The 16,015-nt window shown below is 67.6% G+C and carries 13 protein-coding genes; 10 read left to right on the forward strand and 3 right to left on the reverse strand.

The window, feature by feature from the left end; translation table 11 throughout:
• Positions 1–211: 211 nt before the first annotated feature.
• The 3 genes from ACVOMM_RS13075 to ACVOMM_RS13085 all read right to left on the reverse strand — a co-directional run bounded on the left by ACVOMM_RS13075 (position 212) and on the right by ACVOMM_RS13085 (position 4,582).
• Entirely contained in the window at positions 212–1,420 is a 1,209-nt protein-coding gene (locus ACVOMM_RS13075; protein ID WP_053520191.1) for an acetyl-CoA C-acyltransferase, read from the reverse strand.
• A 92-nt stretch (positions 1,421–1,512) separates the two neighbouring features.
• Positions 1,513–3,885: a 3-hydroxyacyl-CoA dehydrogenase/enoyl-CoA hydratase family protein gene (locus ACVOMM_RS13080; RefSeq protein ID WP_065175049.1), complete on the reverse strand. Its 2,373-nt coding sequence runs from the start codon at positions 3,883–3,885 to the stop codon at positions 1,513–1,515.
• A gap of 40 nt (positions 3,886–3,925) precedes the next feature.
• Entirely contained in the window at positions 3,926–4,582 is a 657-nt protein-coding gene (locus ACVOMM_RS13085) for a TetR/AcrR family transcriptional regulator (protein ID WP_065175050.1), read from the reverse strand.
• A gap of 348 nt (positions 4,583–4,930) precedes the next feature.
• Here ACVOMM_RS13085 and ndk point away from each other — a divergent pair, with 348 nt between their 5' ends.
• From ndk to folD, 10 genes are all read left to right on the forward strand, one after another.
• Positions 4,931–5,356, forward strand: coding sequence for a nucleoside-diphosphate kinase (gene ndk / locus ACVOMM_RS13090; RefSeq protein WP_005409295.1), 426 nt, complete (start codon positions 4,931–4,933; stop codon positions 5,354–5,356).
• A 10-nt stretch (positions 5,357–5,366) separates the two neighbouring features.
• Positions 5,367–6,572, forward strand: coding sequence for a dual-specificity RNA methyltransferase RlmN (rlmN, locus tag ACVOMM_RS13095; RefSeq protein ID WP_053520188.1), 1,206 nt, complete (start codon positions 5,367–5,369; stop codon positions 6,570–6,572).
• Complete coding sequence (gene pilW, locus ACVOMM_RS13100) at positions 6,559–7,344, forward strand: type IV pilus biogenesis/stability protein PilW (RefSeq protein WP_053520187.1); 786 nt, start codon at positions 6,559–6,561, stop codon at positions 7,342–7,344. Before rlmN ends, pilW begins: the two co-directional genes overlap by 14 nt.
• Before the next feature lie 18 nt (positions 7,345–7,362).
• Entirely contained in the window at positions 7,363–8,232 is an 870-nt protein-coding gene (locus tag ACVOMM_RS13105) for a RodZ domain-containing protein (RefSeq protein WP_065175051.1), read from the forward strand.
• 64 nt (positions 8,233–8,296) lie between these two features.
• Positions 8,297–8,935 carry a YfgM family protein gene (locus tag ACVOMM_RS13110; RefSeq protein WP_053520185.1) on the forward strand — a complete coding sequence of 213 codons (639 nt, stop codon included), beginning with the start codon at positions 8,297–8,299 and terminating at the stop codon, positions 8,933–8,935.
• A complete protein-coding gene (gene bamB / locus ACVOMM_RS13115; protein WP_053520184.1) occupies positions 8,935–10,143 on the forward strand; it encodes an outer membrane protein assembly factor BamB in 1,209 nt (402 codons plus the stop codon). Before ACVOMM_RS13110 ends, bamB begins: the two co-directional genes overlap by 1 nt.
• A gap of 15 nt (positions 10,144–10,158) precedes the next feature.
• Positions 10,159–11,556: a ribosome biogenesis GTPase Der gene (der, locus tag ACVOMM_RS13120; protein ID WP_481526337.1), complete on the forward strand. Its 1,398-nt coding sequence runs from the start codon at positions 10,159–10,161 to the stop codon at positions 11,554–11,556.
• Positions 11,557–11,682: 126 nt separating this feature from the next.
• Entirely contained in the window at positions 11,683–12,819 is a 1,137-nt protein-coding gene (gene moeB / locus ACVOMM_RS13125) for a molybdopterin-synthase adenylyltransferase MoeB (RefSeq protein ID WP_481526338.1), read from the forward strand.
• A gap of 217 nt (positions 12,820–13,036) precedes the next feature.
• The gene (locus ACVOMM_RS13130) at positions 13,037–14,869 is read left to right on the forward strand and encodes a monovalent cation:proton antiporter-2 (CPA2) family protein (protein ID WP_481526339.1); all 1,833 of its coding nucleotides are present in this window, start codon (positions 13,037–13,039) and stop codon (positions 14,867–14,869) included.
• A 146-nt stretch (positions 14,870–15,015) separates the two neighbouring features.
• On the forward strand, positions 15,016–15,891 hold the full coding sequence (gene folD, locus ACVOMM_RS13135) for a bifunctional methylenetetrahydrofolate dehydrogenase/methenyltetrahydrofolate cyclohydrolase FolD (protein ID WP_053517606.1): 876 nt from the start codon (positions 15,016–15,018) through the stop codon (positions 15,889–15,891).
• The last annotated feature ends 124 nt before the right edge of the window (positions 15,892–16,015 follow it).

Genomic DNA, 16,015 nt, shown 5'->3' on the forward strand with positions numbered 1-16,015 from the left:
GCAAAGGGATCTGACCCCAGCTTTTGATCTTGCCTTTGCTGAACCCTCCGCCGCGCGGAATGTTGGGTGGCACGGGTGGGTGAGGCTGGCCGGGACTGTCAGCGGCATGGATGCCGCTGCCAAGCCCCCAAGGACGGGTTTACGGCGTGTCCCGGGCAGCCTCACCCACCCGGGCCCCACCATCAGCAATCAGCCGGCAACGCTTTGAACCTTACAGCGCCTCGAAAATACCCGCCGCGCCCATGCCGGTGCCGATGCACATCGTCACCATGCCGTACTTCTGCTGGCGACGACGCAGGCCGTGCAGCAGGGTCGCGGTACGGATCGCACCGGTGGCACCCAGCGGGTGGCCCAGGGCGATCGCACCACCCAGCGGGTTCACCTTGTCCGGGTCCAGGCCGCAGTCACGGATCACCGCCAGCGACTGCGCGGCGAAGGCTTCATTGAGCTCGATCCAGTCCAGCTGATCCTGGTTCAGGCCAGCCTGCTTGAGTGCCTTCGGGATCGCGGCGATCGGGCCGATGCCCATCACTTCCGGGCGCACGCCGGCCACCGAGAAGCTGACGAAGCGCGCCAGCGGTGTCAGGCCGTAGTCCTTGATCGCCTGTTCCGACGCCAGCAGCACGGCACCGGCGCCGTCGCTCATCTGCGACGAGTTGCCGGCAGTGACGGTGCCACCGAACTGGCCATTGCGGAATACCGGGCGCAGCTTGGCCAGGCCTTCGGCCGAGGAATCCGGGCGCGGGCCTTCGTCGGTATCGGCAACCTTGTTGCGGGTGATGATGCGCTGGCCATCGGCCAGGTCCGGCAGGTGCGAGACGATCTCGTACGGGCTGATCTCGTCCTTGAACTCGCCCTTCTGGATCGCAGCCATCGCCTTCTGGTGCGAGGCCAGGGCGAACGCGTCCTGCTCTTCGCGCGAGACCTTCCACTCTTCGGCCACCTTCTCGGCGGTGATGCCCATGCCGTAGGCGATGGCCACATGGTCGTTGTCGAACACGCTCGGTGCCATCGCGATCTTGTTGCCCATCATCGGCACCATCGACATCGACTCGGTGCCGCCGGCCAGCATCAGGTCGGCGTTGCCCAGGCGGATCGCATCGGCGGCCTGCGCAACGGCCTGCAGGCCGGAGGAGCAGAAGCGATTGACGGTCTGCGCCGCGATGGTGTTCGGCAGGCCGGCCAGCAGCACGCCGATGCGCGCCACGTTCATGCCCTGCTCGGCTTCCGGCATCGCGCAGCCGATGATCGCATCATCGATGCGGTTGACGTCCACGCCCGGCGCCTGCGCGACAACGCTGCGCAGCACGTGGGCAAGCATGTCGTCGGGGCGGGTATTGCGGAACATGCCCTTGGGCGCCTTGCCCACCGGGGTACGGGTGGCGGCGACGATGTAGGCGTCCTGGATTTGCTTGGTCATTGCAGTGATCTCTCGAATAGGTTTTGTAGAGTCGAGCCATGCTCGACTGCCACAGCAGGTGATGCCGGCCCGGGGCCGGCATCCGCCATCAATCAGTTGCGCAGCGGCTTGCCGGTCTTGAGCATGTGCGCGATGCGGGCCTGGGTCTTTTCCTGCTGGGCCAGTTCGACGAAGTGCTTGCGCTCCAGGGTCAGCAGCCACTCTTCGTCGACCAGGGTGCCGCGATCGACCTTGCCGCCGCACAGCACGGTGGCGATGCGCTCTGCAATCTCGTAGTCGTACGGGCTGATGAAGCGACCTTCCAGCATGTTGACCAGCATCATCTTGAAGGTGGCGATGCCGACGTCGCCGGCCACCTGGATGCGGCGTGCCGGCAGCGGCGGACGGTAGCCGGCTTCGGCCAACGCGCGGGCTTCGGCCTTGGCGATGTACAGCGCCTCATAGCTGTTGAACACCACCTTGTCGGTGCTGCGCAGCAGACCCAGCTCCTTGGCATTGACCGCCGAGTTGGACACCTTGGCCATGGCCACGGTCTCGAAGGTCTTCTTCAGTTCGGCAAACACGTCGCCGCCCGGGCCGGCCGCCTGCGAGGCGCGCACGGCCAGTTCCTTCAGGCCGCCACCGGCCGGCAGCAGGCCGACGCCGGCTTCCACCAGGCCGATATAGCTTTCCAGGAAGGCCACGGTCTTGGCGCTGTGCATCTGGAACTCGCAGCCACCGCCCAGGGCCAGGCCGCGCACGGCAGCCACCACCGGCACCAGCGAGTACTTGATGCGCTGGCTGGTGCGCTGGAAGTTGGCGACCATCTGCTCGAACTGGTCGACCTTGCCGGCCTGCAGCAGGCCCAGGGCGCCGGCCAGATCGGCACCGGCGGAGAACGGTTCCTTCTGCTGCCAGATCACCAGGCCCTGGAAGTCCTTCTCGGCGCGCGAGACGCATTCCTGCAGGCCATCGAGCACCTGGTCGGAGACGGTGTTCATCTTGGTCTTGAAGCTGACCACGGCGATACCGTCGCCGTCGTGCCACATGCGCAGGCCATCGTTCTCGAACACGGTCTCGCCCGGCGCGAACGTTTCGCCCAGCAGCGGATCCGGGAAGCGCTGGCGCTGGTACACCGGCAGCGACGAGCGCGGCAGCTTGGCGTTGCGCGACGGGCTGTAGCTGCCCTCGGCGGCGTGCACGCCGTCGCGGCCATCGAAGACCCAGTCCGGCAGCGGGGCGTTGCTCATGCTCTTGCCGGCGACGATGTCATCGGCGATCCACTGCGCGACCTGCTTCCAGCCCGCGGCCTGCCAGGTCTCGAACGGGCCCAGCGACCAGCCGTAGCCCCAGCGGATCGCGAGATCGACGTCGCGCGCGGTCTCGGCGATGTCGGCCAGGTGGTAGGCGCTGTAGTGGAACAGATCGCGGAAGGTCGCCCACAGGAACTGTGCCTGCGGATGCTGGCTCTCGCGCAGCTTGGCGAACTTCTCGGCCGGGTTTTTGATCTTCAGGATCTCGACCACCTCCGGTGCGGCGCTGCGGTCGGCCGGACGGTAGTCCTGCTTTTCCAGATCGAGCACGACGATGTCCTTGCCGACCTTGCGGAAGATGCCGGCACCGGTCTTCTGGCCCAGCGCGCCCTTGGAGATCAGCGCGTCCAGCCACTTGGGCGACTTGAAGAATTCATGCCACGGGTCGTTCGGCAGGGTGTCGCCCATGGTCTTGATCACGTGCGCCATGGTGTCCAGGCCGACCACGTCGGAGGTGCGGTAGGTCGCCGACTTCGGGCGCCCGACCAGCGGGCCGGTCAGGCCATCGACTTCATCGAAGCCCAGGCCGAACTGCTGGGTGTGGTGGATGGTCGACAGGATCGAGAACACGCCGATGCGGTTGCCGATGAAGTTCGGGGTGTCCTTGGCGTAGACCACGCCCTTGCCCAGGGTGGTGACCAGGAACTCTTCCAGGCCTTCCAGAACGGCGGCATCGGTGGTCGAGGCCGGGATCAGCTCGGCCAGGTGCATGTAGCGCGGCGGATTGAAGAAGTGCACGCCGCAGAAGCGGTGGCGCAGCTGTTCCGGCAGCACGTCGGCCAGCTTGTTGATGCCCAGGCCGGACGTGTTGGACGCCAGCACGGCGTGATCGGCCACGAACGGAGCGATCTTCTTGTAGAGGTCCTGCTTCCAGTCCATGCGCTCGGCAATGGCCTCGATGATCAGGTCGCAGTCCTTCAGCTGCTCCAGCCCCGACTCGTAGTTGGCCGGGGTGATCGCTTCGGCCAGCGACTTGCTGGCCAGCGGCGCCGGGCTGAGCTTGCCCAGGTTGGCGATCGCCTTCAGCACGATGCCATCGGCCGGACCTTCCTTGGCGGGCAGGTCGAACAGCACGGTGTCGACGCCGGCGTTGGTGAGGTGGGCGGCGATCTGGGCACCCATGACGCCGGCACCCAGCACGGCGGCGCGGCGGACTAGCAGGGAATTGGACATGGTGTAAGGGCCTTTGTTGGTCAGCAGTTACTGGGTGGAATCAGGCGGAGGCGGGCAGGGCGCTGCCGCTGCGTGCGGCGGCGCGGAACCCGGCTTCGGCGAAATGGATGAGCTCGTGGGCCGCCTGGGCACGATGCGCCGCTTCGGTGACACCGGCGGGACGCTTGATCAGCCCGAAATCGGCCATGGCGTAGGTGAGCGAGCCGGCCAGGAAATCCAGCCGCCAGTACAGCTCTTCCTTGCTCAGGTCGGGCACGCACTCGGCGATGGCCTTGCCGAACGCGCGCAGCACGTGGCCGTAGTGGTCGGACAGGAACTTGCGCAGGTTGTCGTTTTTCTCGGCGTAGGCGCGGGCGATCACGCGGACGAAGGCGCCGCCGCTCTGGCGGTCCTGGGCCAGCGCCAGCGCCGGCTCCACGAAGGCGGCCAGCACCGGGCGCAGTTCACCGGGGTGTTCGCTGCGGGCGCGTTCGAGCTGGGCCATGCGGGCGCCGGTCATCTCGTCCATGCGACGGCGGAACACCTCGTTGACCAGGTTTTCCTTGGAGCCGAAGTGGTAGTTGACGGCGGCGATGTTGACGTCGGCCTGGCTGGTGACCTGGCGCAGCGACGTGCCGGCAAAGCCGTGCAGGGCGAACAGCTCCTCCGCGGCCCCGAGGATCCGGTCCTTGGTCGAGAAGTGGGCGGGCTTGGCCATCGGCAGGCGGGCCTTAATCAAACGATTGTTTGATACTAGAACCAGACGGTAGCGTATGGCATTTTGCAGTGCAGCAAAACTGCCGGGCCAGTCAGAGGGCATTCACGCCCGGGTGCGGGGTCGGATCCCAGAAGGGGCTCCGACCCCTGTCGGGCTGGGGGATGGGGTCAGGGCCCCTGCGGGGGCCCCACCCCGGCCGGCATGAGGCCTGCCAGCCATGGGCTGGCACTACTTAATGGGATCTCTTACAATTCGCCTACGTTTATCAGGCTAAGCCCGCGTTCCGACGCGGGTTTTTTTCATGTACCCTTCGGGCCATCAGCGGCCCGATTCCATTGGAGACATCCCATGGCGCTGGAGCGCACCCTTTCGATCATCAAGCCGGACGCCGTTGCCAAGAACGTCATCGGCGAAATCTACGCCCGCTTTGAAAAGGCCGGCCTGAAGGTCGTCGCCGCCAAGTACAAGCAGCTGTCGCGCCGTGAAGCCGAAGGCTTCTACGCCGTGCACCGCGAGCGTCCGTTCTTCAACGCTCTGGTCGAGTTCATGATCTCCGGCCCGGTGATGATCCAGGCCCTGGAAGGCGAGAACGCCGTGCTGGCCCACCGCGACCTGCTGGGCGCCACCAATCCGAAGGAAGCCGCGCCGGGCACCATCCGCGCCGACTTCGCTGAATCCATCGATGCCAATGCCGCCCACGGCTCGGACTCGGTCGAGAATGCCGCGATCGAAATCGCCTACTTCTTCGCCGCGACCGAAGTCGTCTCGCGCTGAGAGTGATGCCGTGAACGAGGTCGTACAGACACCCGCCATCCAGCCGCTGCCGAAGTCGGCACCCACGGCCGGCAAGCAGAACCTGCTCGACCTCGATCGCGCGGGCCTGGAGACGTTTTTCGTCGAGGTTCTCGGCGAGAAGAAGTTCCGTGCCCACCAGGTGATGAAGTGGATCCACCACCGCTACGTCACCGACTTCGATGAGATGACCGATCTCGGCAAGGTCCTGCGCGCCAAGCTGCAGGATCATGCCGAGGTCGTCGTTCCCAACATCGTGTTCGACAAGCCCTCCGCCGACGGCACCCACAAGTGGCTGCTGGCGATGGGCGTGGATGGCAAGAACGCCATCGAGACCGTGTACATCCCGGACAAGACCCGCGGCACGCTGTGCGTGTCCTCGCAGGTCGGCTGCGGGCTGAACTGCACGTTCTGCTCCACTGCCACCCAGGGCTTCAACCGCAACCTGACCACCGCCGAGATCATCGGCCAGGTGTGGGTGGCTGCGCGCCACCTGGGCAACGTGCCGCACCAGATGCGCCGTCTCACCAACGTGGTGATGATGGGCATGGGCGAGCCGCTGATGAATTTCGACAACGTCGTGCGTGCCATGAGCGTGATGCGCGACGATCTGGGCTATGGCCTGGCGAACAAGCGCGTGACGCTGTCCACGTCCGGCCTGGTGCCGCAGATCGACCGCCTGTCCAGCGAGAGTGATGTCTCCCTGGCGGTGTCGCTGCACGCACCGAACGACGAGCTGCGCGAGACGCTGGTGCCGCTCAACAAGAAGTACCCGATCGCCGAGCTGATGGCCTCGTGCGCGCGCTACCTGCGCGCCAACAAGCGTCGCGAGTCGGTGACTTTCGAATACACCCTGATGAAGGGTATCAACGACCAGCCCGAGCATGCCCGGCAGCTGGCCCGGCTGATGCGCCAGTTCGACAACGCGGTGCAGGCCAAGGACTCGGGCAAGGTCAACCTGATCCCGTTCAATCCGTTCCCGGGCACCCGTTACGAGCGTTCCGAGGAAGCCGACATCCGCGCGTTCCAGAAGATCCTGCTCGACAGCAATGTGCTGACGATGGTCCGCCGCACGCGCGGCGATGACATCGACGCCGCCTGTGGCCAGCTCAAGGGCCAGGTGATGGACCGCACCCGCCGCCAGGCGGAGTTCAACAAGACGCTGCAGGCGGGGAAGGGGAGCGATGCGGCCGCCTGACCGCTTCCGGCTGGCGCTGCTTGCGGGCGTGCTGGCCATGGCGGTCGGTGCCTGCTCCTCCACGCCCAAGGGCCGGCTCGGTCCCAGCGAAGCGCCGGTCTATTCGGTGCGTGACCCGGACGGCGTGCGTCGCCAGGTGCGCGTGAACGACCTGCTGGTGCTGGCCTCGCGCGACATGCAGCTGGGCAATCTGGACGGTGCCGAGAGCAAGGCCCGACAGGCGCTGAAGCTGCAGCCCGACGAGCCTGACGCACTGGTCCTGCTGGCCGGCATCGATGACCGCCGCGGCCGCACCCGGCAGGCGGGCGAGGGCTTCCGCAGGGCCGCAGAGCTGGCCCCGCAGCGCGGTGACGTACTCAACAACTATGGCGCCTGGCTGTGCCAGCAGGGGCAGGCGGCCGAGTCGCTGGTGTGGTTCGATCGTGCGCTGCAGGCGCCGGGCTATGCCACGCCGGCCGAGGCGCAGGCCAACGCGGGGGGGTGTGCGCTTGACGCGGGGCAGCCCGAACGGGCCGAGCGCGACCTGCGTGCCGCACTCGCGGTGGCTCCGGCCAACCCGGTCGCCCTGGAGGCGATGGCCCAGCTGAGCTTCCGCCAGGGCCGCTACATGGAGGCCCGGGCCTTCGCCGAGCGCAGGATTTCGGCTGCACCCGCAACACGTTCCGTGTTACAACTTGCGTCTCAAATCGAGGCGCGGCTGGGCGATCACGCAGCATCCGATCGCTATCTGCAGCGGATTCGACAGGAATTTCCGCAGGATGCGGGCTCCTAACTCCAGGGTTGATGCATTGTGATTGATGACCAGACTGTGAGCGCTCTCGAGACTGCGGCCGGCTGTGGCACCCGCCTTCGCCAGGCCCGCGAGGCGGCCGGACTGACCCTTGACGACGTCGGACAGCGGCTGCGCATGCCGGTCCAGGTGGTCAGGTCGCTGGAAGAAGAACAGTGGCAGAAGCTCGGTGCGCCGGTGTTCGTCCGCGGCCAGCTGCGCAGCTATGCGCGCCTGCTGAATGTGGATGTGAGCGAACTGCTGGAGCAGGCCCAGGTGGGCCCGGTGGTCCCGCCGACCCTGGTCAGCCATACCCATACCCCGCGTGCGCGCCGGATCGCCGAGAACCTCGGCCGGCGCGTGCTGTATGTCGGCATCACCGCGGTGCTGGCCGTGCCGGTGTGGTTCGCCACGCGCGGCCATTTCGATGGCGGCACGCCGTCGCCGAACACCGCCTCGCTGGACGTGATCCCGGCGACCGTGCCGGTCACCCCCGCCGCCGACGGCGCCGAGCCGGTGGCATCGACGGAGACCTCGGTGGCGTCCACCGCCAAGCCGGCCGCGACCCCGTACGTCGCCTCGCTGGCGCCGGTACCGCGTCCGGCCGCCACTGCGGCGGGTGCCGGCACCACGCTGGAGATGCAGTTCAACGGAGACAGCTGGGTCGACATCGGCGGCCCCGATGGCAGCACCGTCGAGAAGGCGCTGATCCGGTCGGGCGAGAGCCGCAGCTTCACCCCGGGCCAGGTGACCCGGGTCACTCTGGGCAACGCCTCGGCGGTCCAGGTTCAGCAGAACGGCGCTATCGTCGATCTGGCGCCCTACCAGCGAGCCAACGTGGCACGCTTTCAGGTATCCTCTGAAGGCTCCGTGGTCCCGGTTTCGCACTGAGGCGCGGTTTCACCACCTTCGATAATCCCAATGGTCCCTCCCGATGGGCGGGGCGAGAGTACGCATGGCGATCGACGATCTGCTCGACGAGCACGAACAAAGTGAACGCGTCCGCAGCTGGCTGCGGAAGAATGGCGCCAGCATCATCGGTGGCGTGGCCATCGCCATCGGCGCCATCGCCGGCTGGCAGTGGTGGCAGACGCAGCAGGGCGGCAAGCTGGCCTCGGCCAATGTCGAATACCAGAAGGCACTGGTGGGTCTGCAGCAGAACAAGCTCGACGACGCCGCCAAGGCGGTGAAGGCGCTCGAAGCCGGTCCCTCCAGCATCTACGGCGACCTCGCGGCGCTGCAGCTGGCCAAGGCCCAGGTCGACGCCGGCAAGAACGAAGAAGCCCTGGCGACGCTGCGCAGCGTGAAGGTCGAAGGAGACCTGCAGCGCGTGGTCGACCAGCGCGTGGCCCGCCTGCTGGTCGCCACCGGCAAGGCCGACGAGGCGATCTCCCTGCTGGGCAGCGCCACCGACAGCGGCAGCCTGGAGATCCACGGCGATGCGCTGATGGCCCAGGGCAAGCGCGATGCCGCCCGCGAACAGTACGAGAAGGCGTTGAAGACGCTGGACGTGGCGGCGCCGCAGCGGCGCCTGCTGGAAACCAAGGTTATGGACGCCGGCGGCACCGTCGCCGCCCCTGCGGAGTCGGTTTGATGAGTCAGAAGGTCATGATCACCCGCGTCGCCACCGTGCTGCTGCTCGGCGTGGCGCTGTCCGGCTGCAGCACCATGAAGGGCTGGTTCGCCGGCAAGGACGCGGAAGCGAAGAAGGCGCAGGAGCCGGCCGAACTGGTCAAGTTCGAGCCGACCCTGAAGGTCAACAAGGCCTGGTCGGTCAATCTGGGCAAGGGTGAGCGTCGCATCGGCGTGCGCCAGGGCCCGGCGGTGGCCAACGGTCACGTGTTCGCTGCGGCGATCACCGGTGGCGTGCACGCCATCGACCTGCAGACCGGCAAGAAGGTCTGGACCTGGGAGCCGAAGAAGGAAAAGAAGAAGGACAAGCTGCGCCTGTCCGGTGGCCCGGGTGTTGGCGAGAACCTCGTCGTGATCGGCACGCTCGACGGCCAGGTCATCGCGCTGGACATCAATGACGGCAGCGAGAAGTGGCGCGCCCGCGTGCCCGGCGAAGTGATCGCCGCGCCGGCGGTGGCCCAGGGCATGGTGTTCGTGCGCAGCAACGACGGCCGCATCACCGCCTTCGACGTGGGCAACGGCACCCAGCGCTGGTTCAACCCGAGCGAACTGCCGGCGCTGACCGTGCGTGGCAATGCGCCGGTGGTGACCGGTCCGGGCGTGCTGTTCATCGGCAGGGATGACGGCGCCATCGCCGCGCTGGCCATGCAGGATGGCCGCACCCTGTGGGAACAGAACGTGGGCAGCGCCGAAGGGCGCACCGAGCTGGAGCGCATGGCAGACATCGACGGTGCGCCGGTGCTCGATGGCAACACGCTGTTCGTGAGCAGCTTCAAGAACCAGACGATGGCCATCGAAGGCCCGACCGGTCGCCCGCTGTGGGCGCGCGACCACGGCGGTGCCGGTGGCGTGGCGGTCTCGTCGGGCAATGTGTTCGTCACCGACAACAAGGGTGGCGTGTTCGGCCTGGACAAGGCCAGTGGCGCGGCGATGTGGTCGCAGACCGGGCTCGCCCGGCGCCTGCTGACCGGCCCGGCACTGCACGGCGACTACGTGGTGGTCGGCGACTACAAGGGATACGTGCACTGGCTGCAGACGTCCGATGGCGCGATGGCGGCGCGGGCCAAGAGCGGCGGTGAAGCTCTGCTGGCCCAGCCGATCGTCGTCGACGGGGTGCTGCTGGTGCAGAACGTGGATGGCAAGCTGACCGCCTTCCGGTTGGCAAATTAATACGGAGTAATCGCGATGCTGCCTTTGGTCGCCCTGGTTGGACGGCCGAATGTCGGCAAGTCGACCATTTTCAATGCGTTGACCCGCACCCGTGACGCCCTGGTCCATGACCAGCCCGGCGTCACCCGTGATCGCAACTACGGCGTCTGCCGCCTCGACGAGGACAATCATTTCCTCGTCGTGGACACCGGCGGTATCGCCGGGGAAGACGAGGGCCTGGCGGGCGCAACCACGCGTCAGGCCCGGGCCGCTGCCGCCGAAGCCGACCTGATCCTGTTCGTCGTCGATGCCCGTGAGGGCACGTCGGCGCTGGATGACGAGATCCTGTCGTGGCTGCGCAAGCTGTCGCGTCCGACCCTGCTGCTGATCAACAAGATCGACGGCACCGACGAGATGGCCGTGCGCTCGGAATTCGCGCGCTACGGCTTCAGCGAGATGCTGACGGTTTCGGCCGCGCATCGTCAGGGCCTGGACGATCTGCTCGATGAAGTGATCCAGCGTCTGCCGGAAGAGGGCAGTGGCGAAGAGCTGGACAACGATCCGAACCGTGTGCGCATCGCCTTTGTCGGCCGCCCCAACGTGGGCAAGTCGACCCTGGTCAACCGCATCCTCGGCGAGGAGCGCATGATCGCCTCCGACGTGCCCGGCACCACCCGCGATTCGATCGCGGTGGACCTGGAACGCGATGGCCGCGAATACCGCCTGATCGACACCGCCGGCCTGCGTCGCCGCTCGCGGGTGGACGAGGTGGTCGAGAAGTTCTCGGTGGTCAAGACCATGCAGTCCATCGAGCAGTGCCAGGTGGCCGTGCTCATGCTGGACGCCACCGAAGGCGTGACCGACCAGGACGCCACCGTGCTGGGGGCCGTACTCGACGCCGGCCGCGCCCTGGTGATCGCCATCAACAAGTGGGATGGCCTGACCGAGTACCAGCGCGAGCAGGCCGAAACCATGCTGTCGCTGAAGCTGGGCTTCGTGCCGTGGGCGGAATCGGTACGCATCTCGGCCAGGCATGGCTCGGGCCTGCGTGAGCTGTTCCGTGCGGTGCACCGCGCCCACGAATCGGCGAACAAGACGTTCACCACCAGCGAAGTGAACAAGGCGCTGGAAGTGGCCTACGAGACCAACCCGCCGCCGACCATCCGCGGCCACGTCTCCAAGCTGCGTTACGTGCACCCGGCCGGGGCCAACCCGCCCACCTTCATCGTGCATGGCACGCGCCTGAAGGAGCTGCAGGAGTCGTACAAGCGCTACCTGGAGAACTTCTTCCGCAAGCGCTTCAAGCTGATCGGCACGCCGGTGGTGTTCCTGTTCCGCGAAGGTGCCAACCCGTACGAGGGCAAGAAGAACGTGCTGACCGAACGGCAGATCAAGGCCAAGCGGCGCTTGATGAAACACGTCAAGGGCAAGTAACCGGAAAGGCGACCGCAGGGCCGCCTTTTTCGTTTGACGGGGAATGGGGTCAGATCCCTTTTCCTCCGGAACAGGGATCTGACCCCTGGGACGCTCGGCGGGCAGGGCCTGCGCGATAATGGCGCCATGAGCATCCGAGAGCTTTCCCCCGCGCAGGCGCATGAGCGCCTGGCCCATGGCGCCGTGCTGATAGACGTGCGGGAGGCGCACGAGCGCGCCGGTGGCATGGCCGAAGGCGCCCGCGGTGTGGCGAGGGCGGAACTGCAGGCCGACCCGGCCGCGCACCTGCCACGCCCGGAACAGGAAATCCTGCTGATCTGCCAGACCGGCAAGCGTTCGGCCGACGCCGCGCAGGCCCTGCTCGATGCCGGCTACGCAAACGTGGCGTCGGTCGCCGGGGGCACCGTGGCCTGGCGCGAGCAGGCGCTGCCGCTGGTGCAGCCCGTGGCCAGCGCTGCCGACCGCGATTTCTTCGATCGCTACTCGCGTCACCTGCTGCTGCCGCTGGTGGGTGAGGCGGGCCAGCGTCGCCTGCAGCAGTCGCGTGTGCTGGTGCTGGGCGCGGGCGGCCTGGGGGCACCGGCCGGCTTCTACCTGGCCGCGGCCGGGGTCGGGCACCTGCGCTTCGCCGACCACGACCGCGTCGAACGCAGCAACCTGCACCGCCAGATCGTGCATACCGAAGCCAGTGTCGGCCAGCTCAAGGTCGACTCCGCACGTGAGCGGCTGCTGGCGCTGAATCCCGCCATCGACATTGAAGCCGTGCCGCAGCGGGTCACCTCCGACAACGTCGACGCGCTGCTGGACGGGGTGGACGTGGTGCTGGATGGCTCGGACAACTTCCCGCTGCGCTATCTGCTCAACGATGCCTGCATCAAGCACCGGCTGCCGCTGGTGTATGCGGCAATCGAGCGCTTCGACGGCCAGGTGAGCGTGTTCGACGCCGGCCGCCAGCGCGGCGTCGCGCCCTGCTACCGCTGCCTGTTCCCGGAGCCGCCGCCGCCAGAGTTCGCGCCGAACTGTTCCGAGGCCGGCGTGCTGGGCGTGCTGCCAGGGTTGGCCGGCGTGCTGCAGGCCACCGAAGTGTTGAAGCTGCTGCTGGGCATCGGCGAGCCCCTGGTGGGGCGTCTGCTGCGTTTCGATGCACTGGGCATGCGTTTCCGCGAAACCGGCATCGGCCCGGACCCACAGTGCCCGGTCTGCGCGCCGGGCGTGCCGTTCCCGGGCTATATCGATTACGCCGCCTTCTGCAAGGGCGGGTGATTCCGGTAGCGCCGGGCCATGCCCGGCGGGCGCAGCGGGGCCGGCACGCATATCCGCAGGGCATGGCCCGGCACCGTTAATCGTTTCAGAATGATCTAAGGGGTGGCTGCCGGCATCGTTCCACCTTCAAGACAATCCGGCGCAACATGCGTGCTATTGCCGTCATCCACATTGCTCTATCGTGGTGAGCGATTCTGGATTCCGGGGAAAGCACCGCATGGCGGTAGAAGCAGCGACCAGCGAGCTGGTCAAGGTGGTTGCCCTGCTGGGCGCGGCGGTGGTGATGGTGCCCTTGTTCCGGCGGCTGGGCCTGGGGTCGGTACTGGGCTACTTCGCCGCCGGCCTGGCGATCGGACCGTTCGGGCTGGGCTGGTTCTCCGATCCGCAGGCCATCCTGCATACGGCCGAACTCGGCGTGGTGATGTTCCTGTTCGTGATCGGCCTGGAGATGCGGCCCTCGCACCTGTGGAGCCTGCGCAAGGAAATCTTCGGGCTGGGCACGCTGCAGATCGTCACCTGCGCGCTGGTGCTGACCAGCATCGCCAAGCTGTTCGGCTTCCCGTGGCAGGTGGCCTTCATCGGTGCCACCGGCTTCGTACTGACCTCCACCGCCGTGGTGATGCAGCTGCTGGCCGAGCGCGGTGATATCGCGCTGCCATCCGGGCAGAAGATCGTCTCCATCCTGCTGTTCGAAGACCTGCTGATCGTGCCGCTGCTGGCCCTGGTGGCGTGGATGGCGCCCAGCGCGGGCAGCGCCGATGGCGAGAGCTCGCGCTGGCTGTCGGTGGCGATCGGTGTCGGTGCCATCGTCGGCCTGGTGCTGGTCGGCCGCTTCCTGCTCAACCCGCTGTTCCGCCTGCTGGCCGAATCGAAGGCACGCGAGGTGATGACCGCCGCCGCGTTGCTGGTGGTGCTGGGCGCGGCACTGCTGATGCAGCTGTCCGGCCTGTCGATGGCGATGGGCGCGTTCCTGGCCGGCGTGCTGCTGAGCGAGTCGACCTTCCGCCACCAGATCGAAGCCGATATCGAACCGTTCCGCGGCATCCTGCTCGGCCTGTTCTTCCTCAGCGTCGGCATGGCGCTGGACCTGGGCGTAGTGGCTTCGCACTGGCAGCTGATCGCCGGCCTGGTGTTGGCGCTGATGGCGGCCAAGGCACTGTGCATCTATGTCGTTGCGCGTCTGATGGGCAGTGACCACGCGCAGGCGCTGGACCGTGGCGTGCTGATGGCGCAGGGCGGCGAGTTCGCCTTCGTGCTGTTCTCCGCGGCGGCGGCCGCTGGCGTGATCGACGTGGACATCAATGCCAACTTCACCGCCGTGGTGGTGCTGTCGATGGCGCTGACCCCGCTGGTGGTGCTGGTCTACAAGCGAGTGGCACCAAAGCCGACGGTGAACCTGGAGGGCGTGGACGAGGCCGACGGCCTGTCCGGCAGCGTGCTGCTGATCGGCTTCGGCCGCTTCGGCCAGGTGGCCAGCCAGTCGCTGCTGGCGCGCGACGTGGACGTGACCATCATCGACAACGATGTGGAGATGATCCAGAGCGCGGCGCGGTTCGGCTTCAAGATCTACTACGGCGATGGCACCCGCCTGGACGTGCTGCATGCTTCCGGCGCGGCGACCGCGCGCGCGATCGCGGTGTGCGTGGACAAGGCCGACGCCGCCGACCGCATCGTCGAGCTGGTCGCGCACGAATTCCCGCAGGCCAAACTGATGGTGCGCTCGTTCGACCGCGAGCACTCGCTGCGGCTGATCCATGCCGGCGTCGATTTCCAGATCCGCGAGACCTTTGAATCGGCCGTGCTGTTCGGTCAGGCCGCCCTGGTCGAGCTGGGCGCCGACGAGGACGACGCGATCGAGATCGCCGAGCAGATCCGTCGCCGCGACGCCGAGCGTTTCGAGCTGGAAATCGCCGGCGGCGGTCTGAATGCCGGCGCCCGCATGATGTACGGCAGCAGCGCGGCCGGCGTACCGACGCCGACCCCGTTCACCGCGCCGAAGCGGGCAAGCAAGACCTTGAACCCGCAGGACGTGCCCGAAGAGGAAGAATGAGGGATGCGACCCGTAACGTCACCCGGGGTCAGCGTTCCAAGGTAGCGCCGGGCCATGCCCGGCGAGCGCAGCGGCTGCATTGGCGGTGGGCGAGGGGGCCTGAATCGGGGACAATAGCCTCCCCACCACCGCCGCCCCCGCATTCGATGAACGATTCCGCCGCCCCGCATCCTGCCCGCATCCTCGATGGCCGCCGCATCGCTGAAGACCTGCTCGACAGCCTGAAGGTGCGTGTCGATGCCCGCATCGCGGCCGGTGGCAGCCGTCCGGGGCTGGCCGTGGTGCTGGTGGGCGGCGACCCGGCCTCGACCGTGTACGTGCGCAACAAGCGCCGTGCCGCCGAGAAGGTCGGCATCGAAGCACACGATTACGACCTGCCGGCCGGCACCACCGAGGCCGAGCTGCTGGACCTGATCGACCAGCTCAATGCCGATCCGAAGATCAACGGCATCCTGATCCAGCTGCCGCTGCCGGGCATCCCCGATGCGCGCCGGCTGATCCAGCGCATCGACCCGCGCAAGGACGTCGATGGCTTCCACCCGGAAAACGTCGGCCATCTGGCCCTGCGCGAGTTCGGCCTGCGCCCGTGCACCCCGCGCGGCATCACCACGCTGCTGGGCCACACCGACCAGCCGGTGCGCGGCCGCAACGCCACGATTGTGGGTGTCAGCAACCACGTCGGCCGCCCGATGGGCTTGGAACTGCTGATTGCCGGCTGCACCGTCACCAGCTGCCACAAGTTCACCCCGAAGGACGTGCTGGAACAGGCCGTGCGCAACGCGGACATCCTGGTGGTGGCGGTGGGCCGCCCGGGCATCGTGCCGGGCGAGTGGGTGAAGCCGGGCGCGGTGGTGATCGACGTCGGCATCAACCGGTTGGATGACGGCCGCCTGGTGGGCGACGTCGGCTTCGATGCGGCGGCGCAGCGGGCGAGCTGGATCACCCCGGTGCCGGGCGGTGTCGGCCCGATGACCGTGGCCACGTTGATGCAGAACACCCTGGAAGCGGCGGAAGCCTCCTGAGGGTAGCGGGGGGGGGGGGGGGGGGGGGGGGGGGGGGGGGGGGGGGGGGGGCGGCCGGCCCGGCCCGGCGCCCCCCGCGGGGGGGGGGGGGGGGGGGGGGGGGGGGGGGCGCCGCGCGGCGCGC

The sequence above is a fragment of the Stenotrophomonas sp. STEN009 genome (genome assembly GCF_056760395.1).